Origin of the sequence: Microbacterium sp. (assembly GCF_031180975.1) — a bacterium.
Taxonomy (GTDB): Bacteria; Actinomycetota; Actinomycetes; order Actinomycetales; family Microbacteriaceae; genus Microbacterium.
On the sequence record NZ_JAPSLI010000005.1, the window covers coordinates 76,854 to 102,348 of the forward strand.

A 25,495-nucleotide genomic window follows, 5' to 3' on the forward strand; every position below is an offset into this window, starting at 1 on the left:
AACGAGTTGCGATCGGGCTGGGTCTCGCCGGTCGCTGCGGAACGAAAGATGGGGCTGGGCTGAAGATGACCTCACGGATCCTCGTGGTCGACGACGACACGGCTCTGGCCGAGATGATCGGCATCGTGTTGCGCACCGAGGGGTTCGAGGCGCTGTTCTGCGCCGACGGCGCCCAGGCGGTGGAGGAGTGGCGTTCCTCCCGTCCCGATCTGGTGCTGCTCGACCTCATGCTCCCCGGCATGGACGGGATCGAGATCTGCACCCGCATCCGTGCCGAGTCGGGCGTGCCGATCATCATGCTCACGGCCCGCAGCGACACGGCCGACGTGGTGCGCGGCCTGGAAGTGGGCGCCGACGACTACATCGTCAAGCCGTTCAACCCCAAGGAGCTGGTCGCCCGGATCCGCACGCGCCTGCGTCCGGCGCCGCAGACCGGCACGGAGGTGCTCAGGGTCGGGGACCTCACCATCGACGTCGACGCGCACGAGGTGCGTCGCGGCACCACGCCGATCGCGCTGACCCCGCTGGAGTTCCAGCTGCTGGTGGCACTGGCGTCCAAGCCGCAGCAGGTGTTCTCCCGCGAGATGCTGCTCGAACAGGTGTGGGGCTACCACTACAAGGCGGACACCCGTCTGGTGAACGTGCACGTGCAGCGACTGCGGGCGAAGGTCGAGCTCGACCCCGACAACCCGCGCATCGTGATGACCGTCCGCGGCGTCGGCTACCGTGCCGGGAGCGCCGGCTAGGAGCCCGCGATGATCGCCACGAACGCCGCCGCGGTGCCGAGGGCGCTGTGGCGGGAGCCACGGCGGTGGCCCGACACCCTCGCCGCCGTCTGGACGCGGTCCATGCGGTTCCGCACCATCGCGATCACGCTGCTGCTGACCTCGCTCGCCATTCTCATCACGTGCGTGACCATGGCGCTGGTGATCCGCAGCGACCTGTTCGAGTCCCGCAAGGACGAGGCGCTGGGCAACGCCAAGGGGACGGTCTCGCAGGCGCAGCGGGTGCTGGACTCCGCCGATGTCGGCGACGACCGCACCGCCATGCTCACGCTGTGGCGCTCGGTGCAGGAGGAGCTCGGCCGGGGTGCATCCTCCCGGATGATCGCCGGATTCCCCGCCGAGCTGTACGACGCCGGGTTCGCCCCTCCGGGCTTCGCCAACCAGCTCACCGCCGAGCAGCTCAGCAGCGGGTTGCGGGCGCGCGTGCAGAGCATGAGCGACCGGCAGGCCTGGCAGTCCATCTCCCTGCCGCAGCCCGACGGCCGGGACGCGCCGGGCATCGTGGTCGGACAGCAGCTGCTGGTGCCCGACGTGGGGGTGTACGAGGTGTACATCGCCTACGACCTGTCCGATGCGGAGGAGACGCTGCTGTTCGTCCAGCGCACCCTGTGGCTTGCGGGCATCGCGCTGGTCGCGATCGTCGCCGTGATCTCCTGGCTGGTGCTGCGCTCGGTGTCGTCGCCGATCATCGAGGCGGCGGAGACCAGCGCTCGCCTCGCCGCGGGAGACCTGGAGGTGCGGCTGCCGGTACGAGGTGAGGACGAGCTGGCCACGCTGGGGCGCTCGTTCAACGCCATGGCCGACAGCATCGAGGCGCAGATCAAGGAGCTGGCGGAGCTGTCCCTGGTGCAGCAGCGGTTCGTGTCCGACGTGTCTCACGAGTTGCGCACCCCGCTGACCACCATCCGGCTCGCCGCAGAGATGATCAACGATCAGCGGGACGGGTTCGACCCGACCACCGCCCGCACCGCCGAGCTGCTGCACACCCAGGTGCAGCGCTTCGAGACCCTGCTCGCCGACCTGCTGGAGATCAGCCGGTACGACGCCGGCTCCGTGCAGCTCGAGGTGGAGGCGACCAGCCTCGCCCAGTTGGCCGAGGAGGTGGTCGAGCAGCTGCGGCCGCTGGCCGCCACGCACGACACCGAGCTGCGCTTCGTCGCCCCCGGCGGGTACTCACCAGTGGACATGGACCCGCGGCGGGTGCGCCGGGTGCTGCGCAACCTGATCGGCAACGCGATCGAGCACGGCGAAGGGCATCCGATCGTCATCACGGTGGACAGCAACCAGCACGCCGTGGCCGTGGGCGTGCGCGACTTCGGGATGGGCATGCGCCCGGAAGAGGCGGAGCGGGTGTTCGACCGGTTCTGGCGCGCCGACCCCTCGCGACGCCGGACCATCGGCGGAACCGGGCTGGGCTTGTCGATCGCGCTCGGCGACGCCCGGCTGCACGGCGGAACGCTCGAGGTGTGGTCGGAGCTGGGGGCCGGGTCGCACTTCGTGCTCACCATTCCGCGCACTCCCGACGGTGTCGACGGCGCCGGGCCGGTGCCACTCGAACCGCAGGACACCCTGGGCGGCATCGGCGGGATCGCGGGCGTCACCGAGCCGATCCGCGTGCCGCCGGATGTGGACGCCGCGCGGACGGCATCCGGAGAGGAGGACGACGCATGAGACTCTCTCGCGCACTCAGGGCCGTGCTCGTGGCCGCGACCGCGCTGTCGCTGGTCGCCTGCGCCGGGCTGCCCACCTCCGGACCCGTGAACGTCGGCCTCGCCCTTGGCGACGATGGCGACGTGCCCGACTTCGCCCAGCTCGCCTCAGGGCCGATGCCGGGGGCGAACCCGCGCGAGATCGTGTCCGGCTTCCTGTTGGCGGCCATCACCCCCGCCGACGACTGGGCCACCGCCCGCGAGTTCCTCACCGAGGATCTGCGGGACGACTGGAAGCCGCAGGCCGGTGTGACGATCGACAGCACCGTCTCGTCGCGGGTGATCGATGCCGACGTCGACGAGGAGAGCGAGGAGGCGGAGGACGCGACCGCCGCCGCGGTGCGCGTGCAGCTGGATCAGGTCGCCGAGCTGGACGGCACCGGCGCCTACAGCGAGGCGACCGGCACTGCCAGGACGGCGTTCCGCCTGGTGCGTGAGAAGGGCGGCGAGTGGCGGATCTCCGAAGCCCAGGACGGCATCGTGCTCGATGCCGACAGCTTCAGTCGGGCGTACAAGAAGCACGCCCTGCAGTACTTCGATCAGAGCTGGACCCACCTCGTGCCGGACGTGCGGTGGTTCCCGGCGGCGTGGCCGACGGCCGCCGACGCCAGACGCGGCTCCATGGCGACGGTCATCACTCGGGCTCTGGTGGCCGGTGAGCCGAGCCCGTGGCTCGCTCCGGCCGTCCGCAGCGCGTTCGTCGGCGACGTCGCGCTGGCGCGCGACGCGGTGCCGGTGGACTCCTCGCAGGTCGCGGAGGTGGCGCTCACCCGCGCGGCGCTGTCGGCCTCCGGGCAGGCGCTGGCACGGATGCGCACCCAGCTGGAGGCCAGCCTCGCCGGACTCGGTGTCTCCGAGGTCAGGTTCACCGTCGACGGCACGACCCTCGAGGCCAACCGGGTCGCGCTCGACCCGCCGGCCGACAGCGGGGTCCTGGTGCTCACCGACGACACCTTCGGCAGCACCCGAGGGGTCGAGGTGTCGCCGCTGTCCGGCATCACCGCGCAGATCGCGAAGATCACCGAGCCGATCGCGGCAATCGACGTCGCCGCCGACGGCGGCATGGCGGCCGTGCAGTTGACCGACGGCAGAGTGCTCGCGGTCAGCGACGGTGACACGGTGGTGCTCGACGAGCGCGCCGGGCTGGTCGCGCCGTCCGTCGACCTGTTCGGGTTCACCTGGTCGGTGCCGCGCGACCGGCCGTCCGAGCTCAGCGCCTGGAACCGGGAGGTGGAGGCGAACCGGGTGGCGCAGGCATGGCCGGATGCCGGATCGATCAGCCACCTGCGGGTGTCGTCGGACGGCGCCAGAGTCGCCGCGGTGCTCTCCGAGGGCGGTCAGCGCCGACTGGTCGTCGCCGCCGTCATCCGCGGTGAGGACGGGGTGCCCAGCCAGCTGGGCGAGGTGCGGGACGTCGCCAGGATCGCCGGCACGGTGCAGGGCCTGGCCTGGCAGGGAGTGGATGCGCTCCTCGTGCTGTCCGCCGCCACCGATCCGCTCCTGACCACGCACATCGTGGGCGGCCCGGCTACGGCGATCACGGCTCCGGACGGAGCGCTCGCCATCAACGGCGCCCGCTCGGCCGACGGGGTGCGGGTCCTCGGATCGGACGGTGTGCTGTACGCCCAGCGCGGATCGTCCTGGCAGGAGTGGCTCACCGGCGTGCGCGTCCTCGCCACCCGCGCCGGCTACTGACCCGCGCCCCGGCTCGCGGCCCCGCTCGCGGCCCCGCGGACGAGACTTATCTTTCGGCATGAGACAGGGCCGTAGATGTCATGTCTCACGCAGAAAGATAAGTCTCGCGAGGGGGGTTGTTCCTGCACAGAGCGGATGCTGCAGCGGGTTGTGCACAGCGGCCGGGCCGACGGCCCGACCGGGAACGCCGCATCCGGCATCCTCGGGGGATGCTCTCCGACTCCGCCGCCGTCATCGGGCGGGAGATCCTGGCGTTCCTGCTGGCCGCCGCCTGCCCCGGCTGCGACCGGCCGGGCACGCTGCTGTGCGACGGATGCCTGCTGCGCCTCGCCCCGGTGAACCTGCGGTCGACCACACCCGGCGGTCTGCCCGTTGTCGCGGCGCTGTCGTACGAGGGCGTCGCAGCGCGCTGCATCCGGCGACTGAAGGAGGAGGGCGCCACGCTGCTGGCGCATCCGCTGGGCGAGGCGCTCGCGCAGGCGAGCCGCGAGGCGGGCGCTGCGGGACGAACCATTGTCCCGGTGCCCACCACCGGCTCCGCCTTCCGCCGTCGCGGCTACCGGGTTCCCGAGGTGCTCGCGCGGCGCGCGGGACTGACCCCGAGGCGGCTGCTCGCCCCCGCCCGCGGCACGGCCGATCAGCGGGCGCTGGGCCGGGAGGAACGGGCGAGCAACGTGGCAGGAAGCATGCGGGCGACGGGCGGCGCGACCGGCGTGGGGGAGGTCCTGATCGTCGACGACGTGGTCACCACGGGCGCCACGTTGGACGAGGCGGCACGCGCGTTGCGCGCCGCCGGGATGCGCCCGGTCGGCGCTTTGGCGCTCGCTGCGACGCCGCGCAGGAGACACTCGGGAAACACGGGCTGAACGGGTAGTGACATCGGGGCATCCGGCGACTACGGTAGGGCATCACAAGGCGACCACGGTCCGCCCTTGGCCGGGAGGACCGGGACAAGGAGGCAGTGATGGAAACGAGCATCGTCGGCGTCGGAGTGAGCATCTCCGACCGGTTCCGCTCGGTTGTCGAGGAGAAGGTGGCGCGCATCCAGACGCTCGCGCCGCGCGCCCTCCGACTCGAGGTCAAGGTCACCCACCGCGCCTACCGCAACGGCCGCGTGCCGGACGAGACCGTGGAGCTCACGCTCCTCGGCAAGGGCCCGGTCGTGCGTGCGGAGGCCGTCGACGCGGACAAGTTCACCGCGCTGGATCTCGCCCTCGACAAGCTCGCCGAGCAGCTGCGCCGTGCGAAGGAGAAGAGGATCGACGGACGGCACCATCCCCGGGGCGCGCACTTCGAGAAGGGCAGCGGATCGCTGGCCGGCATCGACGTGCAGCCGGCGTCCGTGGACGTGCTGCAAGCCGTCGCGACCGGCGCCATCCCTGTCCAGCAGGAGGAAGAGGAGCAGTACTCGCCGGTCGTCATCCGCACCAAGACCTTCGAGCCGGAGTGGATGACCGTCGAAGAGGCCGTCGACCGCATGGAGCTGGTCGGACACGACTTCTTCCTGTTCGTCGATGCGCGCACCGACCACCCGAGCGTCGTGTACCGCCGCAAGGGATGGGACTACGGTGTGATCTCCCTCACCACGCAGGCGCCGCCCGACGAGGAGGACGAGGCTCTGGCATCCTGAACGCGAAGAGGCGCCCTTCCCCGCGGGGAGGGCGCCTCTTCCATGTCCGGAGCGGGCGGGTCAGTCGAAGAACCCGTCCAGCAGGCTGCCGATCACGAGGCCGCCGAGCACACCGGAGACGATGTCGCCGCCGCCAGGTCCGCGCCGGCCGCCGCCCCAGCCGTCGCCGCCCCAGCCCGGGTCGCGCGGTCGGGAGGAGTCGATGTCGCGCTGGGCGAGCTGCAGCGCCTCGGATGCCAGCTGCGCGACGCGCCGCGCGGCGTGCAGCGCGTCCTCGCGGGTGTCCTCGGCGGGCAGCAGCGCGGGCACGTCCACGCGCAGTCGCTCGGCCTCGGCGAGCCGGGTGCGGGCGTCGGCGCCGATCCACCCACGGTGGCCGGCGATCAGTCCGCGGGCGACTCCGAGCTGACGGTCCGCGTCATCGAGGGCGTGCTGCACCTGCGCGATCGAGGGGAGCGGATGCTCGGCGCGGTAGCGTGCCTTGGCGACCGCCTGATCGAGCGCGCTGTTCGCGGTGCGCAGCCGGGTGAGTTCGGCGAACGGATCGTTCGGGGTGCCGGGAGGCGCCAGCTCCGCCAGCGCGGACTCCAGCTCGGCGAGGGCGGCCGTGACCTCCGGCGTCTGCGGCACGGCGCGGGCGGCGACGACGTCGCCGCGGGAGTCGGCCACCACATCGGCCAGCGTGGACTCGGCGCGCAGCGCCTGGATCTCGAAGTCCTCGACCGCGTCGATCAGCGCCTCGGCCCGCCGCACCGCCTCGGTCGCGGTCTCCAGCGCCAGGTTGGCCTCCTCGTTCCGCCGGGCGGCGCGGCGGCGCTCGGACACGTCGGCGCTGTGCGTGGCGAACGCGATGAGCTGTTCGGCTTCGTCGGCAGACGACGCGATGCGGTGCATCGCCGAGTCGGCGTAGCGGCTGGACAGCCGCTCGATGGTGGTGCGGGCGTGCGGGATGCGGCCGGCGAGGGACTCGGCGTCCCGCCGGACCTGGGCGATGATCTCCGGAGCGCGGCGCACCTTGGCCACGGTCTCGGCGAGCTCGCCGGTCTTCTCGTCCAGCAGGTTCTCGGCCCACTCGCACAGCTGCACGATGCGCGCGTTGCGGGTGCGCAGCTCCTCGACGGTGTCCGGGATCTCGTCGTGGTTCAGCTGGTGCAGTTGGAACGCCTCCCGCAGGTGCGTGCGAACCGCGTCGAGGGCCGCCTTCAGATCCGCGGTGAGCGACTCGCCCAGTTCCGCCTGGGCGAAGGCCAGTTCGTCCGTGGTGGTGCGGATGCGCTCGTCCGCCCCGACGAGCGCCTGCTCTGCGCGTCGGGCGAGGTCGGCGTCCTGCGCCGCGAGCTCCTCTTGATCACGTTTGCGTCTGCCCCAGAATCCGGCCATGGGACGATCCTACGGTCGTCGCCGTCCGGCGCGCCTGAGGTCGGGTGCGCCTTCGGCGAACGCCCAGCGGGCGCGGGCACCCGCCCCGAGCCTCAGACGGTGGCGACCCCGGCGGCGACCCGCTTCGCGGGCCGTCCCCGCTTCGGCCGCTCGGCAGTGAGGGCGAGGCCCATGGCGTGCCGTGGGTGCCGCAACAGACGGTGCTCGATGTGATCCAGCCAGCGCAGTTCCGCCTCAGCGGCGAAGATCATCGAGTCGACGACCACAGACCGCGCGAACTCCTCGGCGGTCGCGTCCTCGCGATCCGGATCCGCGCCGTCGGGGCGTCCGGGTCGGGCGGCGCGCAGCGATTCCAGCCGTCGTAGCGAGGCCGCACGCTGTGTGCGGATCGCCTCCGCCGCGTCGACACCGGGGAGCGTCGCGGCGACCGCCAACTTGATCGCGAGCTCGTCGCGCGTACCGCGCTCTCGTTCGACGGGGAGACTCAGCCAACGCGCCACCTCTCCGGATCCGGCGTCGGTGATGCGCCAGTACACGTGACCCTGGGCGTCGGGTTCGCCTCTGGCGACAAGACCGTCGCGTTCCAGGCGCTCCAGAGTGTTGTAGATCTGACCCACGTTCAGGGGCCACACCGATCCGGTGCGCCGGTCGAACTCGGCGCGCAGCTGGTACCCGTAGCAGGCACCCTGATCGAGGATCGCCAGGATCGTCTGGCGTACGGACATGGGAGCTCCTGCGGGTTTCCGGGTAATTGATTTCCCAGCATAGGACGTGTCCCGCTCGCCTCGCGGCGGGCCGTGCGGTTTCGCGCCAGGGCGGCGCGCGGTTCAGGGCATGCCGAGGTCACGGGCCGGTAACATGGCACGGTATGCCCGGCCCGACTCAACGGCGGGCGAGACCCACACAAGGGAGACATCCGTGGCGAATCCTCTCGAGAAGCTGCTGCGCGCGGGCGAAGGACGCATCCTCCGCCGCCTCAGGCAGGTCGTGAAGGCCGTGAACGCGCTGGAAGAGGACTTCGAGAAGCTCACCGACGAGGATCTCCGCAACGAGACCGCCGAGCTGCGCGCCCGCTTCGACAAGGGCGAGACCCTCGACCAGCTGATGCCGGAGGCGTTCGCGGCCGTCCGCGAGGCGGCCAGGCGCACCCTCGGCATGCGCGCCTACGACGTGCAGATCATGGGTGGTGCCGCGCTGCACTTCGGCAACATCGCCGAGATGAAGACCGGTGAGGGCAAGACGCTCGTCGCCACGTTCCCGGCATACCTGAACGCGATCGCCGGCAAGGGCGTGCACGTCATCACCGTGAACGACTTCCTCGCCTCGTACCAGTCCGAACTGATGGGCCGCGTCTACCGCGCACTCGGCATGACGACCGGCACGATCGTGTCGGGGCAGAACCCCGAGGTGCGCCGTGCCCAGTACGCCGCCGACATCACCTACGGCACGAACAACGAGTTCGGGTTCGATTACCTGCGCGACAACATGGCGTGGCGCAAGGAGGATCTCGTCCAGCGCGAGCACTTCTTCGCGATCGTCGACGAGGTGGACTCGATCCTCATCGACGAGGCACGCACGCCGCTGATCATCTCGGGCCCGTCGTCCGGCGAGGCGAACCGCTGGTTCACCGAGTTCGCGAAGATCGCGCGCACGCTCGAACCCGGAGTCGACTACGAGGTCGACGAGAAGAAGCGCACCGTCGGCGTGCTGGAGCCGGGTATCGAGAAGGTCGAGGACTACCTCGGCATCGACAACCTGTACGAGTCGGCGAACACCCCGCTGATCTCGTTCCTCAACAACTCGATCAAGGCTCTCGCGCTGTTCAAGCGCGACACCGACTACGTCGTCATGAACGACGAGGTGATGATCGTCGACGAGCACACCGGACGCATCCTGGTCGGCCGGCGCTACAACGAGGGCATCCACCAGGCGATCGAGGCGAAGGAGGGCGTGCCCGTCAAGGCGGAGAATCAGACCCTCGCGACCGTCACGCTGCAGAACTACTTCCGCCTGTACGAGAAGCTCGCCGGCATGACCGGTACGGCCGAGACCGAGGCCGCCGAGTTCATGTCGACCTACAAGCTCGGCGTGGTGCCCATCCCCACCAACCGGCCGATGATCCGCAAGGACCAGCCCGACCTGGTCTACAAGAACGAGCAGGCAAAGTTCACGCAGGTGGTCGAGGACATCGCCGAGCGGCATGCGAAGGGCCAGCCCGTGCTGGTCGGCACCGTCAGCGTCGAGAAGAGCGAGTACCTGTCGCGGCTGCTCGCCAAGAAGGGCATCAAGCACGAGGTCCTGAACGCCAAGAACCACGCGCGCGAGGCCGAGATCGTCGCCCGCGCCGGAAAGCTCGGCGCGGTGACCGTCGCCACCAACATGGCCGGTCGTGGAACCGACATCATGCTCGGCGGCAACGCGGAGTTCCTCGCGGTGCAGGAACTCAAGGCGAAGGGCCTGGACCCGGAGGAGACCCCCGAGGAGTACGAGGTCGCGTGGGACGAGACCTACGAGGCCATGAAGAAGCAGGTCGCCGAGGAGGCCGAGAAGGTCATCGAGGCCGGCGGTCTCTACGTGCTCGGCACCGAGCGGCACGAGTCGCGCCGCATCGACAACCAGCTCCGGGGGCGTTCCGGTCGTCAGGGTGACCCCGGTGAGAGCCGCTTCTACCTGAGCCTCACCGACGACCTCATGCGGCTGTTCCAGTCCGGCGCCGCGGAGGCCATTCTCGCGCGCACCAACTTCCCGGACGACGTGCCGATCGAGTCCACCCTGGTCAGCAGGGCGATCCGCAGCGCGCAGGCGCAGGTCGAGGCGCGCAACGCCGAGATGCGCAAGAACGTGCTGAAGTACGACGACGTTCTCAACCGGCAGCGCGAGGCGATCTACGCCGACCGCCGTCACATCCTGCACGGCGACGACATCGCCGACCGGGTGCGTCACTTCATCGAGGACGCGATCGGCGGCATCGTCGACGACCACACCGCAGAGGGGCACGCCGACAGCTGGGACTTCGACGCGCTGTGGGCGGAGCTGAAGACCCTGTACCCGGTCGGCGTCACGATCGACGAGGTCGTCGCCGAGGCCGGCGACCGCAAGGGCGGCATCACCGCCGAGGCGCTCAAGCGCGAGCTGCTGTCCGACGCGCTGATCGCGTACGAGCGCCGCGAGGAGGCGCTCGGCGAGGCGGCCACCCGTGAGCTCGAGCGACGAGTGGTGCTGCAGGTGCTGGACCGTCGCTGGCGCGACCACCTGTACGAGATGGACTACCTGAAGGATGGCATCGGCCTGCGCGCGATGGCGCAGCGCGACCCGCTGATCGAGTACCAGCGCGAGGGCTACGCGATGTTCCAGTCGATGATGGGCCAGATCAAGGAGGAGTCGGTCGGCTACCTGTACAACCTCGAGGTCGAGGTGCGCCGTGCCGGGTCGGACCAGGCGCAGGTGGAGGCCAAGGGTCTCGCGGATGCGCAGCCCGAGCAGAAGCTGGAGTACTCCGCGCCCAACGACGCCGGCGACGTGGAGGTGCGCAACGAGCGCGGTCAGGTGCAGCAGGCGGCTACCGCTCGCCTGCGCCAGGCGGCATCCGCGGCACAGACTCCCGCAGCGGAGGAGGGCGCCCGAGGTGCCTTCGGCCAGCGGACGGATGCCGGTGGCGAGGCGCAGGGCGGCAACCGCCAGCAGCGCCGCGCGCAGGAGCGCAAGAAGAAGTAACCGCACGACGTGAAGAAGGCCGGACCCCCGAGAGGATCCGGCCTTCTTCACGTTGCGGTCAGAGCGAGGCGACGGTGATCTCGTCCGATGCGGAGAACACCGCCCTGTCCCGGGTGACCCGGTCCTGGAACCACTTCGCCAGGAACAGCGCGGCCACCATCAGGTAGGCGACCGCGAACATCACCTGGGAGTCGCCGAGACCCTGGCTGAGATCGGCGAGCCGGGGGACCGGGGCGTGGATGACGCCGAAGAACGACACCACGGCGGCGATCACACCCACCACCGCGCCGCTGACGGCCCTGTTGCGGATGGCGAACACCGCGATCATGCCCCACAGCAGCGACGACAACGGGGCGCCGTTGCCGAGGTGGCTGATCCCGGTGTAGTACGTCCCCGCCGCGTTCAGGGTCTGCGCGCCCACCTCACCGGCGTTGGTGCCGACCGACTTCAGCACGTTGTTCACCAGGCTGTTCGCCCAGCTGGCGATCCACGGGAACAGCGCGATGAACACCACAGGCATCTCCACCTTCGGCGTCTCCCGCACCGCCTGACCGGCCGTGACGACACCGATGTAGATGAGGATCGGCGCGATCGCGGCCAGCGGCACGATCGACAGCATCACCGCGCTGAGGCCGAACAGTCCCATCAGGAACATCGTGATGCCGTTCAGCATGGTGTAGCCGATGCCCGCACCCATCTCCTTGTACGCGGTGTGACCGATGTACACGGTGACCGGGTACGGGTTGCCCATGAGGGCGCCGATCATGGTGGCGGAGCCGTTCACGAGCATCACCGGGCGCGCCCGGTACGAGTCGCCGGCGGCCTCTGCGGCCTCGATGTTCTCCAGGTCGAACACGTAGTTCGCCAGGGCCAGCGGCACTGCGGATGCCAGGTAGGGCGCCGAGTGCCCGAGACCCTCGAGGAAGCTGCCCACAGAGACCTGCGGCGGGTTGAAGCCCGCGTTCGCCAGAGCCGTCTGCACCGCTTCGGGGCTCTGCAGCCCGAACAGCCAGGCGGCCGCGCTGCCGACGATGAGAAGCAGCAGGCCCGTCGGGACCTTCCCCAGGAACGGCACGCGACCGAACCAGTTCATGAACACCAGCACCAGCACGATGAACGCGACGACGGGGAACTGGAAGCTCTGCAGCATCGGGTTCATCGCGAGCAGCAGCAGGCCGAGGCCGGCGAGGCACGCCAGCAGGACCGAACGCGGCACGGTGCGCCGCAGCACGTCGCCGAAGAACGATCCGACGAACAGCATCATGCCCTCGAGGAAGCCCCAGACCAGACCGACGCCGACGGCCAGCTCGGCATCCTGCGTGGTGGAGTACACCGGCAGGATCACCAGGAACGTAACAGTGAAGATCGACGGGGCGCTCGGGCCGGACGGAAGCGCCACGACATCGCCGCGGCCCTCCTTGGCTGCCAGTCGCCGCGCGAACCACACGTACATCGACGAGGTGATCAGGATCGCCAGGCCGAACGCCGGGGCGATGCGCCCCACCACGATCTCGGACGGCAGGCCCGCCATCGTGAGCAGCGCCGTGAAGGTGATGATGTTGGTCAGGTTGTTGGTGAACAGCGCGAAGAACGCCGCGATGTCACCCTTCTTCCACCACTTCAGCTGGGTGCCCGTGGCGGTGGGCGCGACGGCGGTCATGCCTTCACCGCGTCCGCGAGGGCGCGCAGCGCCTTCTGGAATGCCTCGACGGGCGGGTAGGTGATGCCAGCGCCGATCATGCCGATGCCGGGATCCTTGTGCGCGATCGCCGTGTTGATGACGGGCAGGATGCCGGTCTCCATGACCTTCCGCACGTCGATGCCGGTCGGAACGCCCATGAAGTCCAGCGCCGGGATGGTGATGTTCGGGTTGTTGCCGGTGGTGATCGCGTTCATCGTCCGGGAGTAGCCCATCGCCTCGTCCACCGTGCCGCCGACCAGCGCGACGATGGCGGGTGCCGCCGCCATCGCGAAGCCGCCGATGCCGAAGGTCTCGGTGATCGCCGAGTCGCCCATGTCGAGCCCGGAGTCGGCCGGGGTGTACCCGGCGAACATCGGACCGACGACCTGCTGGGCGGGGCCCGTGAACCACTGGCCGCCGGTCCCTGATACCCGGATGCCGAACTCGACGCCGTTACGCGCCATGGTGGTGACCACGGTGGAGTTCTCGATGCCGTTCGCGGCGTCCAGCGCCGCCTTCGCGGTGACCATCCAGGTGGGGCCGGAGAAGTAGTCCGAGGAGGCGACGAAGTCGAACACCTCGCGCTTCTCCTTGGTGGAGAAGTCGGTCTCGAGGATGTACGGCGCGAGCGCCTGGATCAGCAGCGTGGTGCCGGCGACGTTGCGGTTGTGCGCCTCGTCACCCATGTGCAGGGCCTGCGACAGCATCAGCCGCAGGTCGATGCCGTCTGTGTTCAGCGCCATCGCGGCCGACAGGATCGGGCCGAACACGTCCCGCATCCAGTTCAGACGGTCGATGACCGACTGGTCGTTCGCGCCGAACCGGAGGATCTTCGACAGCTGCTCCGACAGGTTCGTGTAGGCGGTGTTGCCGTGGGTACGGTTGGTGACTTTGTGCACCCACATGCTGGCGCTGGTGACACCGGCCATGGAGCCGACGGACTGGTGCTCGTGGCACGGCGAGAAGGTGATCTCACCCGACGATGCCAGCTCGAACGCCTCCTCGAGGTCCTTGGCGAGGCCCTCGAACACCAGCGCGCCGGTGACGGCGCCCTTCATGGGGCCGGACATCCGGGGGAACTCGATCGGCGGGCCGGCGTGCAGGATGGTGGTCCTGGTCATGCCCGGCACGGTGTCGATCGCCTGACCGAAGCCCTCCAGGAACGGCTGCGCGGTCAGGATGCGCTCCAGCGCGACCTGGTTGGCGGCGTCGATCTTCGCGGCGATCTCGGGGTCCTCGAGGCGGCTGAGTGCCGCGATCACCTCTGGGTCGCCGCCGCCGGGCGGTGCCCAGTCCATCAGGACGGGCGAGACGCCCTGCGCCTGCAGGTCCTCGGCGAACATGTCCAGGCCGAGGTTCACCGGCCGCAGGTCGGACGTGAACAGGTCGTTGACGCTCATCAGTTGTCACCCTTCGCGACGAATTCCCGGGCGAGCAGCCCCAGGTTGGTGGAGGAGGAGGCGATAGTCACGCCGGCGGCCTCGAGCTTGGCGATCTGCTCGGCCACCGACGGCGTGTCCAGGTCCGTGCCGAGCACGTAGCCGAGGATCTCGAGGTGCTGGCCGCGGGCGGCGGCCTTGGCCTTGGCCTCCTCGATGGCGGGGACGGTCACGCCGACCGGGTCCTCGTGGGAGCCGTACCCGACGATGAAGTCCATCGCGATGACGCCGACTTCGGGGTCGTCCGCCTCCTCGACCAGGCGCTGCAGGCGCAGCGACGGGTCGATCATGGGGTGCGGTCGGCCATCGGTGAAGTCGTCGTCGCCCATGTCCAGGTAGGTGTGCTCCCGGGAGGGGTCGGTCGCCTTCAGCAGGTAGGCGGCGTCCTTCTGGATGTTCGAGTACACGTTGTCGTACTTGGCGAGCGCCGCGAACATCGCCTCGTCGCACAGCGTGCCACCGCAGAACAGGCCGCGGACGTACTTCTGCTCCGGGGCGAGCTTGGCCCGGACCTCGGCGATGAGCGGCAGGTTGAGCGGGTGCAGGTCGAGCGTGGACTCGTCCACGCCGGTGGCGAGCACGGCCGCGAGAGCGGCCGGCTTGGTGCCGGAGACCAGCTTGACGTTGTCGTACCCGGACTCGGTGCGGTCGGAGCCCAGGAAGGTCACGATGACCGGCTTCGACGCGGATCCCGCGACCGCCAGCACCTTGTCGGCGACCTCCTCGGCCGGGGGCTTCGAGACGACGACGATGACCTCGGTGCCGGGGTCGGCGTCCAGGGCGCGGATGCCGTCGATCATTGAGATGCCACCGACCTCGGTGGACAGGTCGCGGCCGCCGGTGCCGATGAGCTGCGAGATGCCGCCGCCGAAGTCGTGGATGCGCACCGACAGCTCCTGGCTGCCGGTGCCGGAGGCCCCGACGATGCCGATCGTGCCGCGGCGCACCGCGTTGGCGAACGCCAGGCCGGTGCCGTTGATGATCGCGGTTCCGCAGTCGGGGCCCATCACGAGCAGGCCCTTCTCGTGGGCGAGCCGCTTCAGCGACACCTCGTCCTCGACCGGGACGTTGTCGGAGAAGATCATCACGTGCTTGCCGGCGTTCAACGCCTTGCGCGCCTCCCGTGCCGCGAACGCCCCGTTCACCGAGATGAGCACGAGGTTGCTGTCCGGCGCTTCGGAGAACGCGCCGTCCAGGGTGCGGTATCGCACACTCGCGGCTCCGGCCGGCCCCGCGCTCTTGCGGGCGAGGATGTCCTCGATCCCGGCGATGGCGTCGTCCAGGCGGGCGTCTTCCACGTCGACGACGATCATGAGGTCGCTGGGGCGAGCCTCCTCGATCGCGGGGTCGACGATGTCGAGGTTCGCCAGCACCTCCTTGTTCATCGGGGTCGCCATGGCGATGAACGCCTGGGAGACGCCCTCGATCCCGTTCGCCTTGGTGCTCATCGACATGAGCGAGACGGAATCGAGGTAGGTGTTCTTCCTGATGTCGATGTGCCGTGTCATCAGTGTCCTTTCGGGCCGGGTGGGGGTCAGAGGTAGCGCTCGATGATGGCGACGATCTCGTCGAAGCCCCGCTTGCGGGCGAGCTCGATCGGGGGGACGCCCCACTCGTCGGTCATGCCGGGCTTGGCGCCGTGCTGCAGCAGCAGCTCCACGGTCTGCTGGCGGACCGGGCCGCCGTCCCCGAGGATGATCGCCTCGATGAGCGCCGTCCAGCCCAGCGTGTTCGTCAGGTTGACGTTGATGTTGGTGTTCTCGAGCAGGTAGCGCACGATCTCGAGGTGGCCCTTCTCCGCGGCCGGCGTGAGGCCGTTGCCGCCGAAACGGGTGAGCCGCTTCAGGTCCGCGCCGGCCTCCACCATGGTCTTCACCAGCTCGAAGTCGTTGAAGATGCAGCCGTGGATGAACGGGTTGAAGCAGGTCTGATCCTGCGCGTCGATGTCCACGCCCTCCGCGATGAGCGCCCGCACCACGTCCAGGTGCCCTCCGCGTGCGGCGCGGAGGATCGCGGTGGCCTCCTCGCGGTCGACGGCGTTCTTGTCCGCGCCGTCGGCCAGGGCGGCGCGCACGCCGTCCAGATCGCCGGCCGCTGCCGCCTCCAAGTACCGCTCGTCGGCGGTCGCGCCGGTCTCCTGCACTCGGGTCAGGGCGTCGGTCATGTCGTTCTCCTTGTTCATTCGTGGACGGGGTCGTGGGGCGACGGGCGCAGCGCGTGCTCGACCGTCAGAGCGAGGCGGATGCCGGTGAGCAGGTCCTCCCCGGAGGTGTGCCCGATCTCGCGGACGCGTGCGATCGCCGCGCCGGCGGCGGGGGTGTCGCGGCGGCTGAGCGCGTGAGCGAGGTCGTGCATGCGCTGCCGTGAGCGCCCGTGCAGCGCGTGGTTCAGCGTCACCGCGCTGAGGAGCGTGGTGCGCTGCCCGGCACCGGCGATCGCGGCACGAAGCGTGTCGAGGCGCGCGCCGAGCCGCATCCCCGGCTGGGCCGCGAGGAACGTCGCCCCGGTGAGGATGTCGTCGCCGGCCGGCGTCAGTCCCTCGCCGAGCCCGATCAGCGCGTGCGCGGCGGTGCTCACCGTCCGGTCGTCGCCGCGCAGAAGCGTGCGTTGGAAGGTCTCCGCCCGTCCGCGCAGCAGCGCGGCGCTGGCGCGGCCGAACGGCGTCACCGGCTGGGGCGCGGATGCCGGGAGCAGCCGCAGCGCGCGGGCGATGTCGGCGCGGGACAGCGCGGAGAGATCGGCCGGCTCCGGGTGCCAGGCCGTTGCGCTCGTGACGTCGATCAGGCAGTTCCGGAGCACGAGGCCGCCCGGTCGGACGAGGACCGGGTCGGCGGGGGAGGCGCTCACGTCACGCGGGAAGGGGACGCGGATGCTGGCGGGCGCATCGTCCAGCGAATCGTCGATCACGGCGACCAGGTCGGCGCCGATGCGGACGTTGAGGACTCGCGCGTGCACGGAGTGGACGTGCGGACCGGGGACGCCGGGGGACGCGGGACGCGCCGCGCGTGAGAGCGTCTCCTCAAGCGCAGCATCCCAGCTGGTCGCGCGTACGGCGACCGGGGTTGCGACGGGGGTCATCGTCTTCTCTCCGTGCATCCGGGCCGCCACGGGTCGAGCGGCACGAATGGCTGTGACTTTTCAGGATCAGGTATACCATCTGTCGTAATGGAATACCATTCCTTCATCTGGTACACCAGATCTTCCGACCCGAACAAGGAGAACACATGCGCGTCGTAGTGGCACTCGGAGGCAACGCCCTCGCACGCCGGGGCGAGCCGATGACCGCCGAATACCTGCGGGCGAACGTCAAGTCCACCTGCGAGGCGCTGGCGAAGCTCGCCCGTGACAACGAGATGGTCATCACCCACGGTAACGGTCCGCAGGTGGGTCTGCTCGCACTGCAGAACCTGGCCTATCAGGACGTGGCGGCCTACCCGCTCGACATCCTCGGCGCCGAGACGCAGGGCATGATCGGCTACGTCGTGCAGCAGGAGCTCTCCAACGCGCTCGGAGGCGAGCGCGAGGTCGCGGCGGTCATCACCACTACCGTCGTCGACGAGTCCGACCCGGCGTTCGACCGTCCGACCAAGCTGATCGGACCCCAGTACTCCGCCCACGACGCTGCCGAGGCGGCGGCCGAGTACCGCTGGACGATCGCGAAGGACGGCCAGGCGTTCCGCCGGGTGGTGCCCTCGCCGAACCCGATCTCCATCGTCCAGGCGCCGCTCATCCGGAGGCTGCTCGAGGACGGCAGCCTGGCGGTGTGCGTCGGCGGCGGGGGCGTGCCGGTGCGCGAGGACTCCAAGGGGCGCCACATCGGCGTGCAGGCCGTGGTGGACAAGGACCTCGCGAGCGCCGCGCTCGCCGCCGACATCCAGGCCGACACACTGATCATGCTGACCGACGGAGACTACGTCAGTGAGAACTGGGGCACTCCCGAGCAGCGTGACATCCACACCGCCTCCGCCGACGCCGTCGCCGCGATGAAGTTCGCGGAGGGCTCGATGCAGCCGAAGATCGACGCGGCGATCCGCGTGGCGCGCGCCGGCGGACGCGCGCTGATCGGTCCCCTCGACCGTCTGGACGACCTGCTCGCCCGGCGTGTGGGCACGGAGATCGTGCCGGAGCTCGCCGAGGGCGTCATCTGGGTGGAATCCGTGCCCGCCGAGAAGCCGGCTCCCGCCGACAAGCCGGTTCCGGCCGGGAAGGGCTGACCGGCGGCGCCGGAGCGCAGTGCGAGAATGAGCCTGTGAGCAGATCAGAGGACCGCGGGCTGGAATCGACCAGGGTCGCATCGGCGTTGCGCGACGCGATCCTGGACGGCACCCGCGAACCGGGCAGCCGGCTGATCGAGCGCGACCTGGCGGCGGAGTACGGCGTGAGCCGTGTGCCGGTGCGTGACGCCCTGAAGCTGCTGGAGGGGGAGGGGCTGATCGAGCTGCGCCCCCGCACCTGGGCGGTGGTGCGCGAGTTCACGCCCGCCGATCTCGCCGACCTGGACGAGGTGCGGCAGGTGCTGGAACCGATGGCGTTCCGCCTGGCTGCGGAGCGTCACCGTCGCGACGGCCTCGAGCGGCTGCGGACCGTGCTGGAGAACGAGCGCGAGAGCGCCCGGTCGGCGAACAGCATCGGCTCCAGGCGCGCCGCGGCCGACTTCCACGAGATCGTCGTGGAGCTCGCCGAGAACGGGCTGCTGCGGGAACTGATGAACACGATCCGCAGCCGCCTGCGCTGGGCGCTGTCCCAGCACGACGACCTGCAGCACATCGCCGAGGAGCACGTGGCGCTGTTCGAGGCGATCCGTGATCGTGACGGAGACCGGGCGGCCGCTCTCGCCTACGCGCACGTCGACAGCAGTCGGCAGCAGCGGGCCGCGCACGCGGAAGCGCTGCGCACCGGCGCGCTGCCGGTGGTGACTCCGCGCGAAGACGCGAGCATCGGGCGGTAATCTTCAGGGATGACTCCTCGCACCCTCGACCAGTCCTCCAAGCTCAAGAACGTCCTGTACGAGATCCGGGGCAAGGCACTGGTCGAGGCCGCACGTCTGGAGGCCGAGGGGCACCAGATCCTCAAGCTGAACACGGGCAACCCGGCGATCTTCGGGTTCGAAGCCCCGCACCAGATCGTGCACGACATGCTCGCAGCTCTCCCCTCCGCGCACGGCTACAGCGACAGCAAGGGCATCATCTCCGCGCGCAGGGCCGTGGTCAGCCGTTATGAGCAGATCGAGGACTTTCCGCGCTTCGACCCCGACGACGTGTATCTGGGCAACGGGGTGTCCGAACTGATCACGATGGTCATGCAGGCGCTGCTGGACCAGGGCGACGAGGTGCTGATCCCTGCACCCGACTACCCGCTCTGGACGGCGATGACCTCGCTCGCCGGCGGCACGCCGGTGCACTACCTGTGCGACGAGAACACCGGCTGGCAGCCGGACCTCGACGACATCCGCTCCAAGGTCACGCCGCAGACCAAGGCGATCGTCATCATCAACCCGAACAACCCCACCGGGGCGGTGTACTCGAAGGAGGTCCTCGAGGGGCTGGTGCAGATCGCCAGAGAGAACCAGCTGCTGCTGCTCTCCGACGAGATCTACGACCGCATCGTGTTCGACGGCGCCGTGCACATCCCGACGGCGACGCTCGCTCCCGACTTGCTCTGCCTGACCTTCAACGGCCTCTCCAAGACCTACCGCGTGGCGGGCTACCGTTCCGGCTGGCTCGTCGTCACAGGGCCGACCGAACACGCCAAGGGGTTCATCGAAGGCATCACACTGCTCGCCTCCACCAGGCTCTGCCCGAACGTGCCGGCTCAGCACGCCGTGCAGGCGGCGCTGTCCGGGGTGCAGACCATCGACGCGCTGGTCGCCCCCTCCGGTCGGCTGCACGAGCAGCGCGACATCGCCTGGGAGGGGCTGGAGGCGATCCCCGGCGTCAGCTGCGTGAAGCCGACGGGGGCCCTCTACGCATTCCCCCGGCTGGACCCGGAGGTGCACGAGATCCACGACGACGAGCGCCTGGTGTACGACCTGCTGGTGTCGGAGAAGATCCTCCTGGTGCAGGGCACCGGCTTCAACTGGCCGACCCCCGACCACCTGCGCGTGGTCACGCTTCCCGAGGCGCGCGTGCTGAGCGAAGCCGTCGAGCGGCTCGGGAACTTCCTGGCGAGCTACCGGCAGTGAGCTCGGGTCGCGCTCCGAGGCCGGCCGCGACCCGCCGCACCGCGGCGACCAACGCCGAGCGAGGGGCGACGTCCGCGATCGGCCGGGCGTGCAGCGCGGCGGCATCCGCTCCTCGCTGATCGAACGGGACGAAGGCGACGTCGTCGATGCCGGCGAACCTCTCCAGGGTGCGCCGGATCTGTCCCCTGGCGTCGATTCCCAGCGGGCCGGGGCGGACGCGGTTCGCGACGACGGTCACCGGGGTCGTGCCGATGAGATGCCGGAGCTCGGCGTGGCCGCGCAGGAACCGGCTGGCGCCGAGCGGGTCGGCGGAGAGCACCGCGACCACGGCGTCCGCCTCCAGCAGGGCGGCGGCGGTCGCGGCGTGGCGCAGCGGCGCGCCGGGGTCGAGCGCGTCCTCGTCCTCGTCGAACTCGGCCGCGACGTCGACCACGGTCTCATCCACCCAGGTCCGGCACGCGGAGAGAGTTCCCCGCAGCCGGGCGGCGGCCAGTTCGGGCCACCGGCTCGGACGGTTCAAACCGGTGAGGACCTCGACCGTGCCTGCAGAGGTCTCCACGGGGGTGGACAGCCTGGCCAGCTCCGCGGTATCCAGACTGCCCAGGCCGGCGCGGCGGCACGCGGCGGCAAGGCCGGGCGCATCCTCCGCGAGACCCAGCTGCAGCGCCAGCGACGGCGCCACGCTGTCGGCGTCGACGAGCGCGGTGCGCCGCCCGGCACGGGCGAGCTCCACGGCCAGCTGCACGGCGAGCGTCGATCGGCCGGGCGCACCGGCCGGACCCCACACCGCGATCACACGGGCGGGAGCGGCGGACGGAGCGGCCGGGGCGGCCTGAGCGAGCGTGGCGAGGATCCGCCACGCCGGCGTGTCGAGGGGGAGTGGCTCGGCCAGTCCGAACCGTGCGGCGAGCCGCGAGTCGCCCGGACCGATCGGCACGACCCGTACGCCGGCGCGGTCGCAGCGGCGGACGAAGGCGGGATCCAGCACGTCCCGTGACGCGGCGAGGAGCACGGCGTCCACCCCGACCAGGTCGGCGCCGGCGAGCTCATCCGGGGTCAGCGTCAGGACCGTCGCGCCCTCGAGCTCGAGATCGGCCGCGACCGCCACACCCTCCTGCGGCGGGAGGGCCACGATCACCGTCGTCACGACCCCGCCCCCGCCGGCACGATCGAGAGGGCGGCGCCTCCCGTGATCGCCGCCAGCACGTCGGCGACGTCCGCGCGATCGATGACCAGCTCCACGTCGACCTCCGCCTGGCTCAGCATCCCCTCACTCTCGGCGACCGTCGCGACGACGGCATCCGCAATGAGGATCCGCGGTGCGTCGAACGAGCGGCCGTCCTCGAGCAGCGGGGCGTGCCACAGCTCGACCACCGTCCCGGCATCCACCCCGGCCGGCAGGGCGGTGCTCGCCACCACCACCGTCGTCCTGCCCGCCTCCTCCGCGGTGCCGGTCGCGGTGCGCGGAACGAGCTCGCCCTTCGGCACGGTGCGGGTCGCGACCATCCCGGCATCGAGATCCTGCGGAGCCAGGTAGGAGTCGGTCAGCGCGCCCAGACCCACCTCCACCACCTGGAAGTCGGCCGAACTGATCTCCTCGCCGGGCACCAGCGTGCGCGTGGTCTGCAGCACGGGCGTCGTCTGCCGTGACGACGAGACCAGCAGCCACACTCCGGCGACGGAAAGGATCACGAGCACGACGCCCACCAGGAAGCGGACATCGCCGAACCAGGCGCGGCGGGTACGGGGCGGCATCATGCTGCCATCGTCACAGATCCGCGACCCGCGGCAGGAAAGTTATCCACAGGGAGGATTCGCAGGGGCGCGTTCGGCGTCGGCAGGGGAGAATGAATGCATGCCAGACGCATCCGCCCCTGCTCCGCGCTTCCTGGCACCCGCGCAGGTCGCCGAGCTGCTCAGCATCGAGGTCGACGAGGTGATCGCCCTCGTGCAGGAGGGGCGGCTGCGCGGCTCCCAGCTCGGCTCGCCGCCGCGCTGGCGCGTCGAGGAGGCCAGCCTGGCCGAGTACCTGGCGGAGCAGTCGGAGCAGTCCCGCCGGATGGCGCTGTGGCGTCAGGCCAACGAGGCCAGCTTCCCCGAGCTGTGGGGCACCACGCCGTACCGCAGCAGCTGACCGGGTCAGAGCAGCTCGGCGGAGCCCGACTCGGGGCGCACCCACGCGACGGTCTCGAACGGGATCATCCGGAACCCCCTCACCGTGCGCGCCAGCCGCGCCTCGCCTGGCTCGTGCAGAGCGAGATCGAGATGGTCGGCGCTCGCCCTGTCGATCGTGCCGTGCAGCGGTGCGTCATCGACGCCGCCGACCCGGACGGGCATCCGCCGGCGCGCCAGGTCGCGCAGGACGAACCCGAACGACATCCGCTCCCGCAACCCTGGTTCGGCTCCCGCATCGGCGAGACTGGCGAGCAGCATCCCGTGGTCCACGCCGATCGCTGCGACCGCGTGCAGCGGCACGATGGACAGCGGTGCGGCGCCGGCGATCGTGACGCCGATCCAGTCGGCGCCGAGCGCGCGCAGCACGGCATCCCACCTCTCACCACCGCGCAACGACAGCCGCAGGCGCCCCTGCGCGGGCAGCAGCGTGCGCAGCCGGTCGCGCAGGGCGAGCTTGGCGATGCGCAGCCGCTCGGACTCCGCGTCGAGGGCGGCGCGCTCGGCCTCCCACTCGGCGGCGAGCTGGCCCTCCAGGTCGTCGAACAGATGCTCCCAGGACACCCCACCGAGGGTAGGGGAGCGCGGCGGATCCCGCGCCGAGTTATCCACAGATCGCCCCGGTACCCTTCCGCTGTCCGGCGCCTCGTGCTGTACTGCTGAGAACTTCGCAGGCTGCTGATGCGGACGAACACCGGGGGGATCTGGGAATGACATCGATGCTGAGTGAGTTCTTCGCGCCTCAGCCCACGCCCGCGGCGCAACTGCCCGATCCCGAACCGCTGCTGCGCAGCCTCACCCAGGGGGCGCTCGAGGTTCTCGCCGGCGTGCGGGAGGTCGACCAGCTGGCCAGGTGGTTCACCGAGGACGCATTCCGTGCGCTGATGACCCGCGCCAACCTGTCGGCCCGGGCGCGCAGCGCGCGCGGGGTCGCCCCGGCGCGGCCGAACTTCCGCATCCTGTCGATCCGGCACTCCGCGCCGGCCGACGGCGTGGTAGAGGCGGTCATCGTGGTCGCCGGGCCCGGGCGCACGCGCGCCGTGGCGATCCGTCTGGAGGGGCTGGACGGGCGCTGGCGGGCCAGCTCGCTGGCCGTCCTCTGACGCGTCACCACACGCGGATGCCGGGGCGCGCACCTCTAGGCTGGTGGGGTGTCAACGCTCAGTGATCTCGTCCACGCCCAGGGACGTCTGAACGACGCCGACGTCGAATGGCTCCACCGTCTCGCCGGGGACGGGCAGTTGCTCGCCGACCTGGCGTCGGCCGACATCGTGATGTGGGTGGAGTCCGCCGACGGCTCGTTCATCGCCGTCACGCACTCCCGCCCGAGCGGTGCCGCCACGCTGTTCTACCGGGACATCGTGGGCGAGAAGGTACGTCCGCAGTGGCGCACCCAGGTGCACTCCGCCTTCGAGAGCGGCGAGATCGTCGACTCGTCGTCGCCGGACTGGTTCGAGGAGACGCCCACTCGGGTGCGGGCGGTGCCGATCGTGCGGAACCAGGGCGAGCGCACCGTGCTGGGCGTGCTCACCAGGCACACTAACCTCGGTGAGGCGCGGATGCCGTCGCGTCAGCAGATCAGCTTCGACGAGTGCGCGAACGACCTGTTCCGCATGATCGCGTCCGGCGAGTTCCCCGACCTCTCCGCGCCGACCGCCCCGCGGCGCGGTGCGCCGCGCGCCGCCGACGGCCTGATCCGGATCGACGTCGACGGGATCACCACGTTCGCCAGCCCGAACGCACTGTCGGCATTCAACCGGATGGGCTTCGACGACGAGCTGGAGGGGGAGTCGCTGGCCGAGGTCACCACGCGCATCGTGCCCCCGTCACGGCAGGTCGACGAGTCGCTCCCGGTCGTGGTCACCGGTCGCGCCCCGTGGCGCACCGACATGGAGGCCCGCGGGGTCACCGTCTCGCTGCGGGCGATCCCGCTGAAGGACCACGGAACGCGCATCGGGGCCATCCTGCTGTGCCGGGACGTGTCGGAACTGCGCCACCAGGAGCAGGAGCTCATCACCAAGGACGCCACGATCCGTGAGATCCACCACCGGGTCAAGAACAACCTGCAGACGGTGGCGTCGCTGCTGCGCATCCAGGCCCGCCGCACCCACTCCGACGAGGCACGGGACGCGCTCACCCAGGCGATGCGCCGGGTCGAGTCCATCGCGGTGGTGCACGACACGCTGGCCAGCGGCCTGGCCCAGACCGTCGACTTCGACGAGGTGTTCGACCGGGTGCTGAAGCTGGTCGCCGAGGTGGCGGCCGCGCCGAACACCAGGGCGCGCACGCAGCGCGAGGGGCGGTTCGGCGTGCTGCCGAGCGAGTACGCCACACCGCTGGCGTTGGCGCTGACGGAGGTGGTGACGAACGCCGTGGAGCACGGTCTCGCCGGTCAGGAGGGCGTCGTCACGATCGAGGCGTTCCGCACCGAGGAGAACCTGCGCGTGATCGTCAGCGACACCGGCCACGGTCTGCCCGAGGGGCGGGTGGGTCAGGGTCTGGGAACGCAGATCGTCCGCACCCTCATCCAGGGCGAGCTGGGCGGCACGATCGACTGGAAGGGCCAGGACGGCGAGGGGACCCAGGTCACCATCGTCATCCCGCTGCGCTGGATCACGAAATGACCCGCTGACGGAACCTCCATTAACGGGTTTGGGGCGGATTTTCGCGTTTGGGGCGGCGGAGAACCGCCCCAAACGCGAAAATCCGCCCCAAACGCACGGAAGAAGGGGACCGACCGGGGAAGTCAGCCGGCGCGGCGCGCGCGGGCAGCGCGGCGCTTCAGAGCGCGGCGCTCATCCTCGGAGAGACCGCCCCAGACGCCGGAGTCCTGGCCGGACTCGAGCGCGTACTGCAGGCAGATCTCCGTCACGGTGCACGTGGCGCAGACGGCCTTCGCCTTCTCGATCTGGTCGACGGCCGGTCCGGTGTTCCCGACAGGGAAGAACAGCTCGGGGTCGACGGTCAGGCAGGCCGCTTTGTCGCGCCAGTCCATAAAGGCTCCTCAATAGATGGGTTCGGTGTGGGTGGTCGCCTTCGCGACACTCGAATTCGGGGAGGGATCGGGGTTCCGCTACCCTGGTGATGCGAGCGATCGCTCGCCCCACTC

At 70.4% G+C, this 25,495-nt stretch carries 23 protein-coding genes; 12 read left to right on the forward strand and 11 right to left on the reverse strand.

Annotation, left to right across the window (positions count from 1 at the left end):
- Positions 1-65 precede the first annotated feature (65 nt).
- From mtrA to hpf, 5 genes are all read left to right on the forward strand, one after another.
- Entirely contained in the window at positions 66-746 is a 681-nt protein-coding gene (gene mtrA, locus RIF65_RS08495; RefSeq protein WP_309065093.1) for an MtrAB system response regulator MtrA, read from the forward strand.
- A gap of 9 nt (positions 747-755) precedes the next feature.
- Positions 756-2,456: an MtrAB system histidine kinase MtrB gene (mtrB, locus tag RIF65_RS08500; protein WP_309065094.1), complete on the forward strand. Its 1,701-nt coding sequence runs from the start codon at positions 756-758 to the stop codon at positions 2,454-2,456.
- Entirely contained in the window at positions 2,453-4,189 is a 1,737-nt protein-coding gene (locus RIF65_RS08505) for an LpqB family beta-propeller domain-containing protein (RefSeq protein ID WP_309065095.1), read from the forward strand. The genes mtrB and RIF65_RS08505 overlap by 4 nt, the downstream gene beginning before the upstream one ends.
- Before the next feature lie 209 nt (positions 4,190-4,398).
- Positions 4,399-5,055, forward strand: a complete 657-nt coding sequence (locus RIF65_RS08510; protein ID WP_309065096.1) for a ComF family protein — start codon at positions 4,399-4,401, stop codon at positions 5,053-5,055.
- 98 nt (positions 5,056-5,153) lie between these two features.
- Entirely contained in the window at positions 5,154-5,819 is a 666-nt protein-coding gene (gene hpf, locus RIF65_RS08515; RefSeq protein ID WP_309065097.1) for a ribosome hibernation-promoting factor, HPF/YfiA family, read from the forward strand.
- A gap of 60 nt (positions 5,820-5,879) precedes the next feature.
- On the opposite strand, the gene RIF65_RS08520 is transcribed toward hpf, so the two are convergent.
- Together RIF65_RS08520 and RIF65_RS08525 are read right to left on the reverse strand one after the other, a co-directional pair.
- Positions 5,880-7,199, reverse strand: a complete 1,320-nt coding sequence (locus RIF65_RS08520) for a hypothetical protein (RefSeq protein WP_309065098.1) — start codon at positions 7,197-7,199, stop codon at positions 5,880-5,882.
- 92 nt (positions 7,200-7,291) lie between these two features.
- Positions 7,292-7,924, reverse strand: a complete 633-nt coding sequence (locus RIF65_RS08525; protein WP_309065099.1) for a PadR family transcriptional regulator — start codon at positions 7,922-7,924, stop codon at positions 7,292-7,294.
- Between the two features lie 193 nt (positions 7,925-8,117).
- Here RIF65_RS08525 and secA point away from each other — a divergent pair, with 193 nt between their 5' ends.
- On the forward strand, positions 8,118-10,913 hold the full coding sequence (secA, locus tag RIF65_RS08530; RefSeq protein ID WP_309065100.1) for a preprotein translocase subunit SecA: 2,796 nt from the start codon (positions 8,118-8,120) through the stop codon (positions 10,911-10,913).
- A gap of 58 nt (positions 10,914-10,971) precedes the next feature.
- Here the strand turns inward: secA and RIF65_RS08535 are convergent, their stop codons facing one another.
- The 5 genes from RIF65_RS08535 to RIF65_RS08555 are packed head-to-tail and all read right to left on the reverse strand — an operon-like array spanning position 10,972 to position 17,111.
- On the reverse strand, positions 10,972-12,573 hold the full coding sequence (locus tag RIF65_RS08535; RefSeq protein ID WP_309065101.1) for a hypothetical protein: 1,602 nt from the start codon (positions 12,571-12,573) through the stop codon (positions 10,972-10,974).
- Positions 12,570-13,994 carry a DUF1116 domain-containing protein gene (locus tag RIF65_RS08540; protein WP_309065102.1) on the reverse strand — a complete coding sequence of 475 codons (1,425 nt, stop codon included), beginning with the start codon at positions 13,992-13,994 and terminating at the stop codon, positions 12,570-12,572. The genes RIF65_RS08535 and RIF65_RS08540 overlap by 4 nt, the downstream gene beginning before the upstream one ends.
- On the reverse strand, positions 13,994-15,541 hold the full coding sequence (gene fdrA, locus RIF65_RS08545) for an acyl-CoA synthetase FdrA (RefSeq protein WP_309065103.1): 1,548 nt from the start codon (positions 15,539-15,541) through the stop codon (positions 13,994-13,996). Before fdrA ends, RIF65_RS08540 begins: the two co-directional genes overlap by 1 nt.
- Before the next feature lie 26 nt (positions 15,542-15,567).
- Entirely contained in the window at positions 15,568-16,197 is a 630-nt protein-coding gene (locus RIF65_RS08550; RefSeq protein WP_309065104.1) for an ankyrin repeat domain-containing protein, read from the reverse strand.
- 14 nt (positions 16,198-16,211) lie between these two features.
- Positions 16,212-17,111, reverse strand: a complete 900-nt coding sequence (locus tag RIF65_RS08555) for a DUF2877 domain-containing protein (RefSeq protein WP_309065105.1) — start codon at positions 17,109-17,111, stop codon at positions 16,212-16,214.
- Positions 17,112-17,257: 146 nt separating this feature from the next.
- Between RIF65_RS08555 and RIF65_RS08560 the strand changes: the two genes are divergently transcribed.
- The 3 genes from RIF65_RS08560 to RIF65_RS08570 are packed head-to-tail and all read left to right on the forward strand — an operon-like array spanning position 17,258 to position 20,214.
- Positions 17,258-18,247, forward strand: coding sequence for a carbamate kinase (locus RIF65_RS08560; RefSeq protein WP_309065106.1), 990 nt, complete (start codon positions 17,258-17,260; stop codon positions 18,245-18,247).
- A 35-nt stretch (positions 18,248-18,282) separates the two neighbouring features.
- Positions 18,283-18,981 carry a GntR family transcriptional regulator gene (locus tag RIF65_RS08565; protein WP_309065107.1) on the forward strand — a complete coding sequence of 233 codons (699 nt, stop codon included), beginning with the start codon at positions 18,283-18,285 and terminating at the stop codon, positions 18,979-18,981.
- Between the two features lie 9 nt (positions 18,982-18,990).
- Positions 18,991-20,214, forward strand: a complete 1,224-nt coding sequence (locus tag RIF65_RS08570) for a pyridoxal phosphate-dependent aminotransferase (protein WP_309065108.1) — start codon at positions 18,991-18,993, stop codon at positions 20,212-20,214.
- Here the strand turns inward: RIF65_RS08570 and RIF65_RS08575 are convergent.
- The gene (locus RIF65_RS08575) at positions 20,138-21,361 is read right to left on the reverse strand and encodes an AAA family ATPase (RefSeq protein WP_309065109.1); all 1,224 of its coding nucleotides are present in this window, start codon (positions 21,359-21,361) and stop codon (positions 20,138-20,140) included. The genes RIF65_RS08570 and RIF65_RS08575 overlap by 77 nt on opposite strands.
- Positions 21,358-21,972 carry an SAF domain-containing protein gene (locus RIF65_RS08580; RefSeq protein ID WP_309065110.1) on the reverse strand — a complete coding sequence of 205 codons (615 nt, stop codon included), beginning with the start codon at positions 21,970-21,972 and terminating at the stop codon, positions 21,358-21,360. Before RIF65_RS08580 ends, RIF65_RS08575 begins: the two co-directional genes overlap by 4 nt.
- Positions 21,973-22,069: 97 nt before the next feature.
- Here RIF65_RS08580 and RIF65_RS08585 point away from each other — a divergent pair, with 97 nt between their 5' ends.
- A complete protein-coding gene (locus RIF65_RS08585) occupies positions 22,070-22,348 on the forward strand; it encodes a helix-turn-helix domain-containing protein (protein ID WP_309065111.1) in 279 nt (92 codons plus the stop codon).
- A gap of 5 nt (positions 22,349-22,353) precedes the next feature.
- Here RIF65_RS08585 and RIF65_RS08590 read toward each other — a convergent pair whose 3' ends face one another.
- Positions 22,354-22,950 carry a hypothetical protein gene (locus RIF65_RS08590; protein WP_309065112.1) on the reverse strand — a complete coding sequence of 199 codons (597 nt, stop codon included), beginning with the start codon at positions 22,948-22,950 and terminating at the stop codon, positions 22,354-22,356.
- A gap of 155 nt (positions 22,951-23,105) precedes the next feature.
- Here RIF65_RS08590 and RIF65_RS08595 point away from each other — a divergent pair, with 155 nt between their 5' ends.
- Positions 23,106-23,489 carry an Rv3235 family protein gene (locus tag RIF65_RS08595; RefSeq protein ID WP_309065294.1) on the forward strand — a complete coding sequence of 128 codons (384 nt, stop codon included), beginning with the start codon at positions 23,106-23,108 and terminating at the stop codon, positions 23,487-23,489.
- A gap of 48 nt (positions 23,490-23,537) precedes the next feature.
- A complete protein-coding gene (locus RIF65_RS08600; protein ID WP_309065113.1) occupies positions 23,538-25,010 on the forward strand; it encodes a sensor histidine kinase in 1,473 nt (490 codons plus the stop codon).
- Positions 25,011-25,132: 122 nt separating this feature from the next.
- Here RIF65_RS08600 and RIF65_RS08605 read toward each other — a convergent pair whose 3' ends face one another.
- Positions 25,133-25,381, reverse strand: a complete 249-nt coding sequence (locus RIF65_RS08605) for a WhiB family transcriptional regulator (RefSeq protein WP_071641453.1) — start codon at positions 25,379-25,381, stop codon at positions 25,133-25,135.
- Positions 25,382-25,495 lie beyond the last annotated feature (114 nt).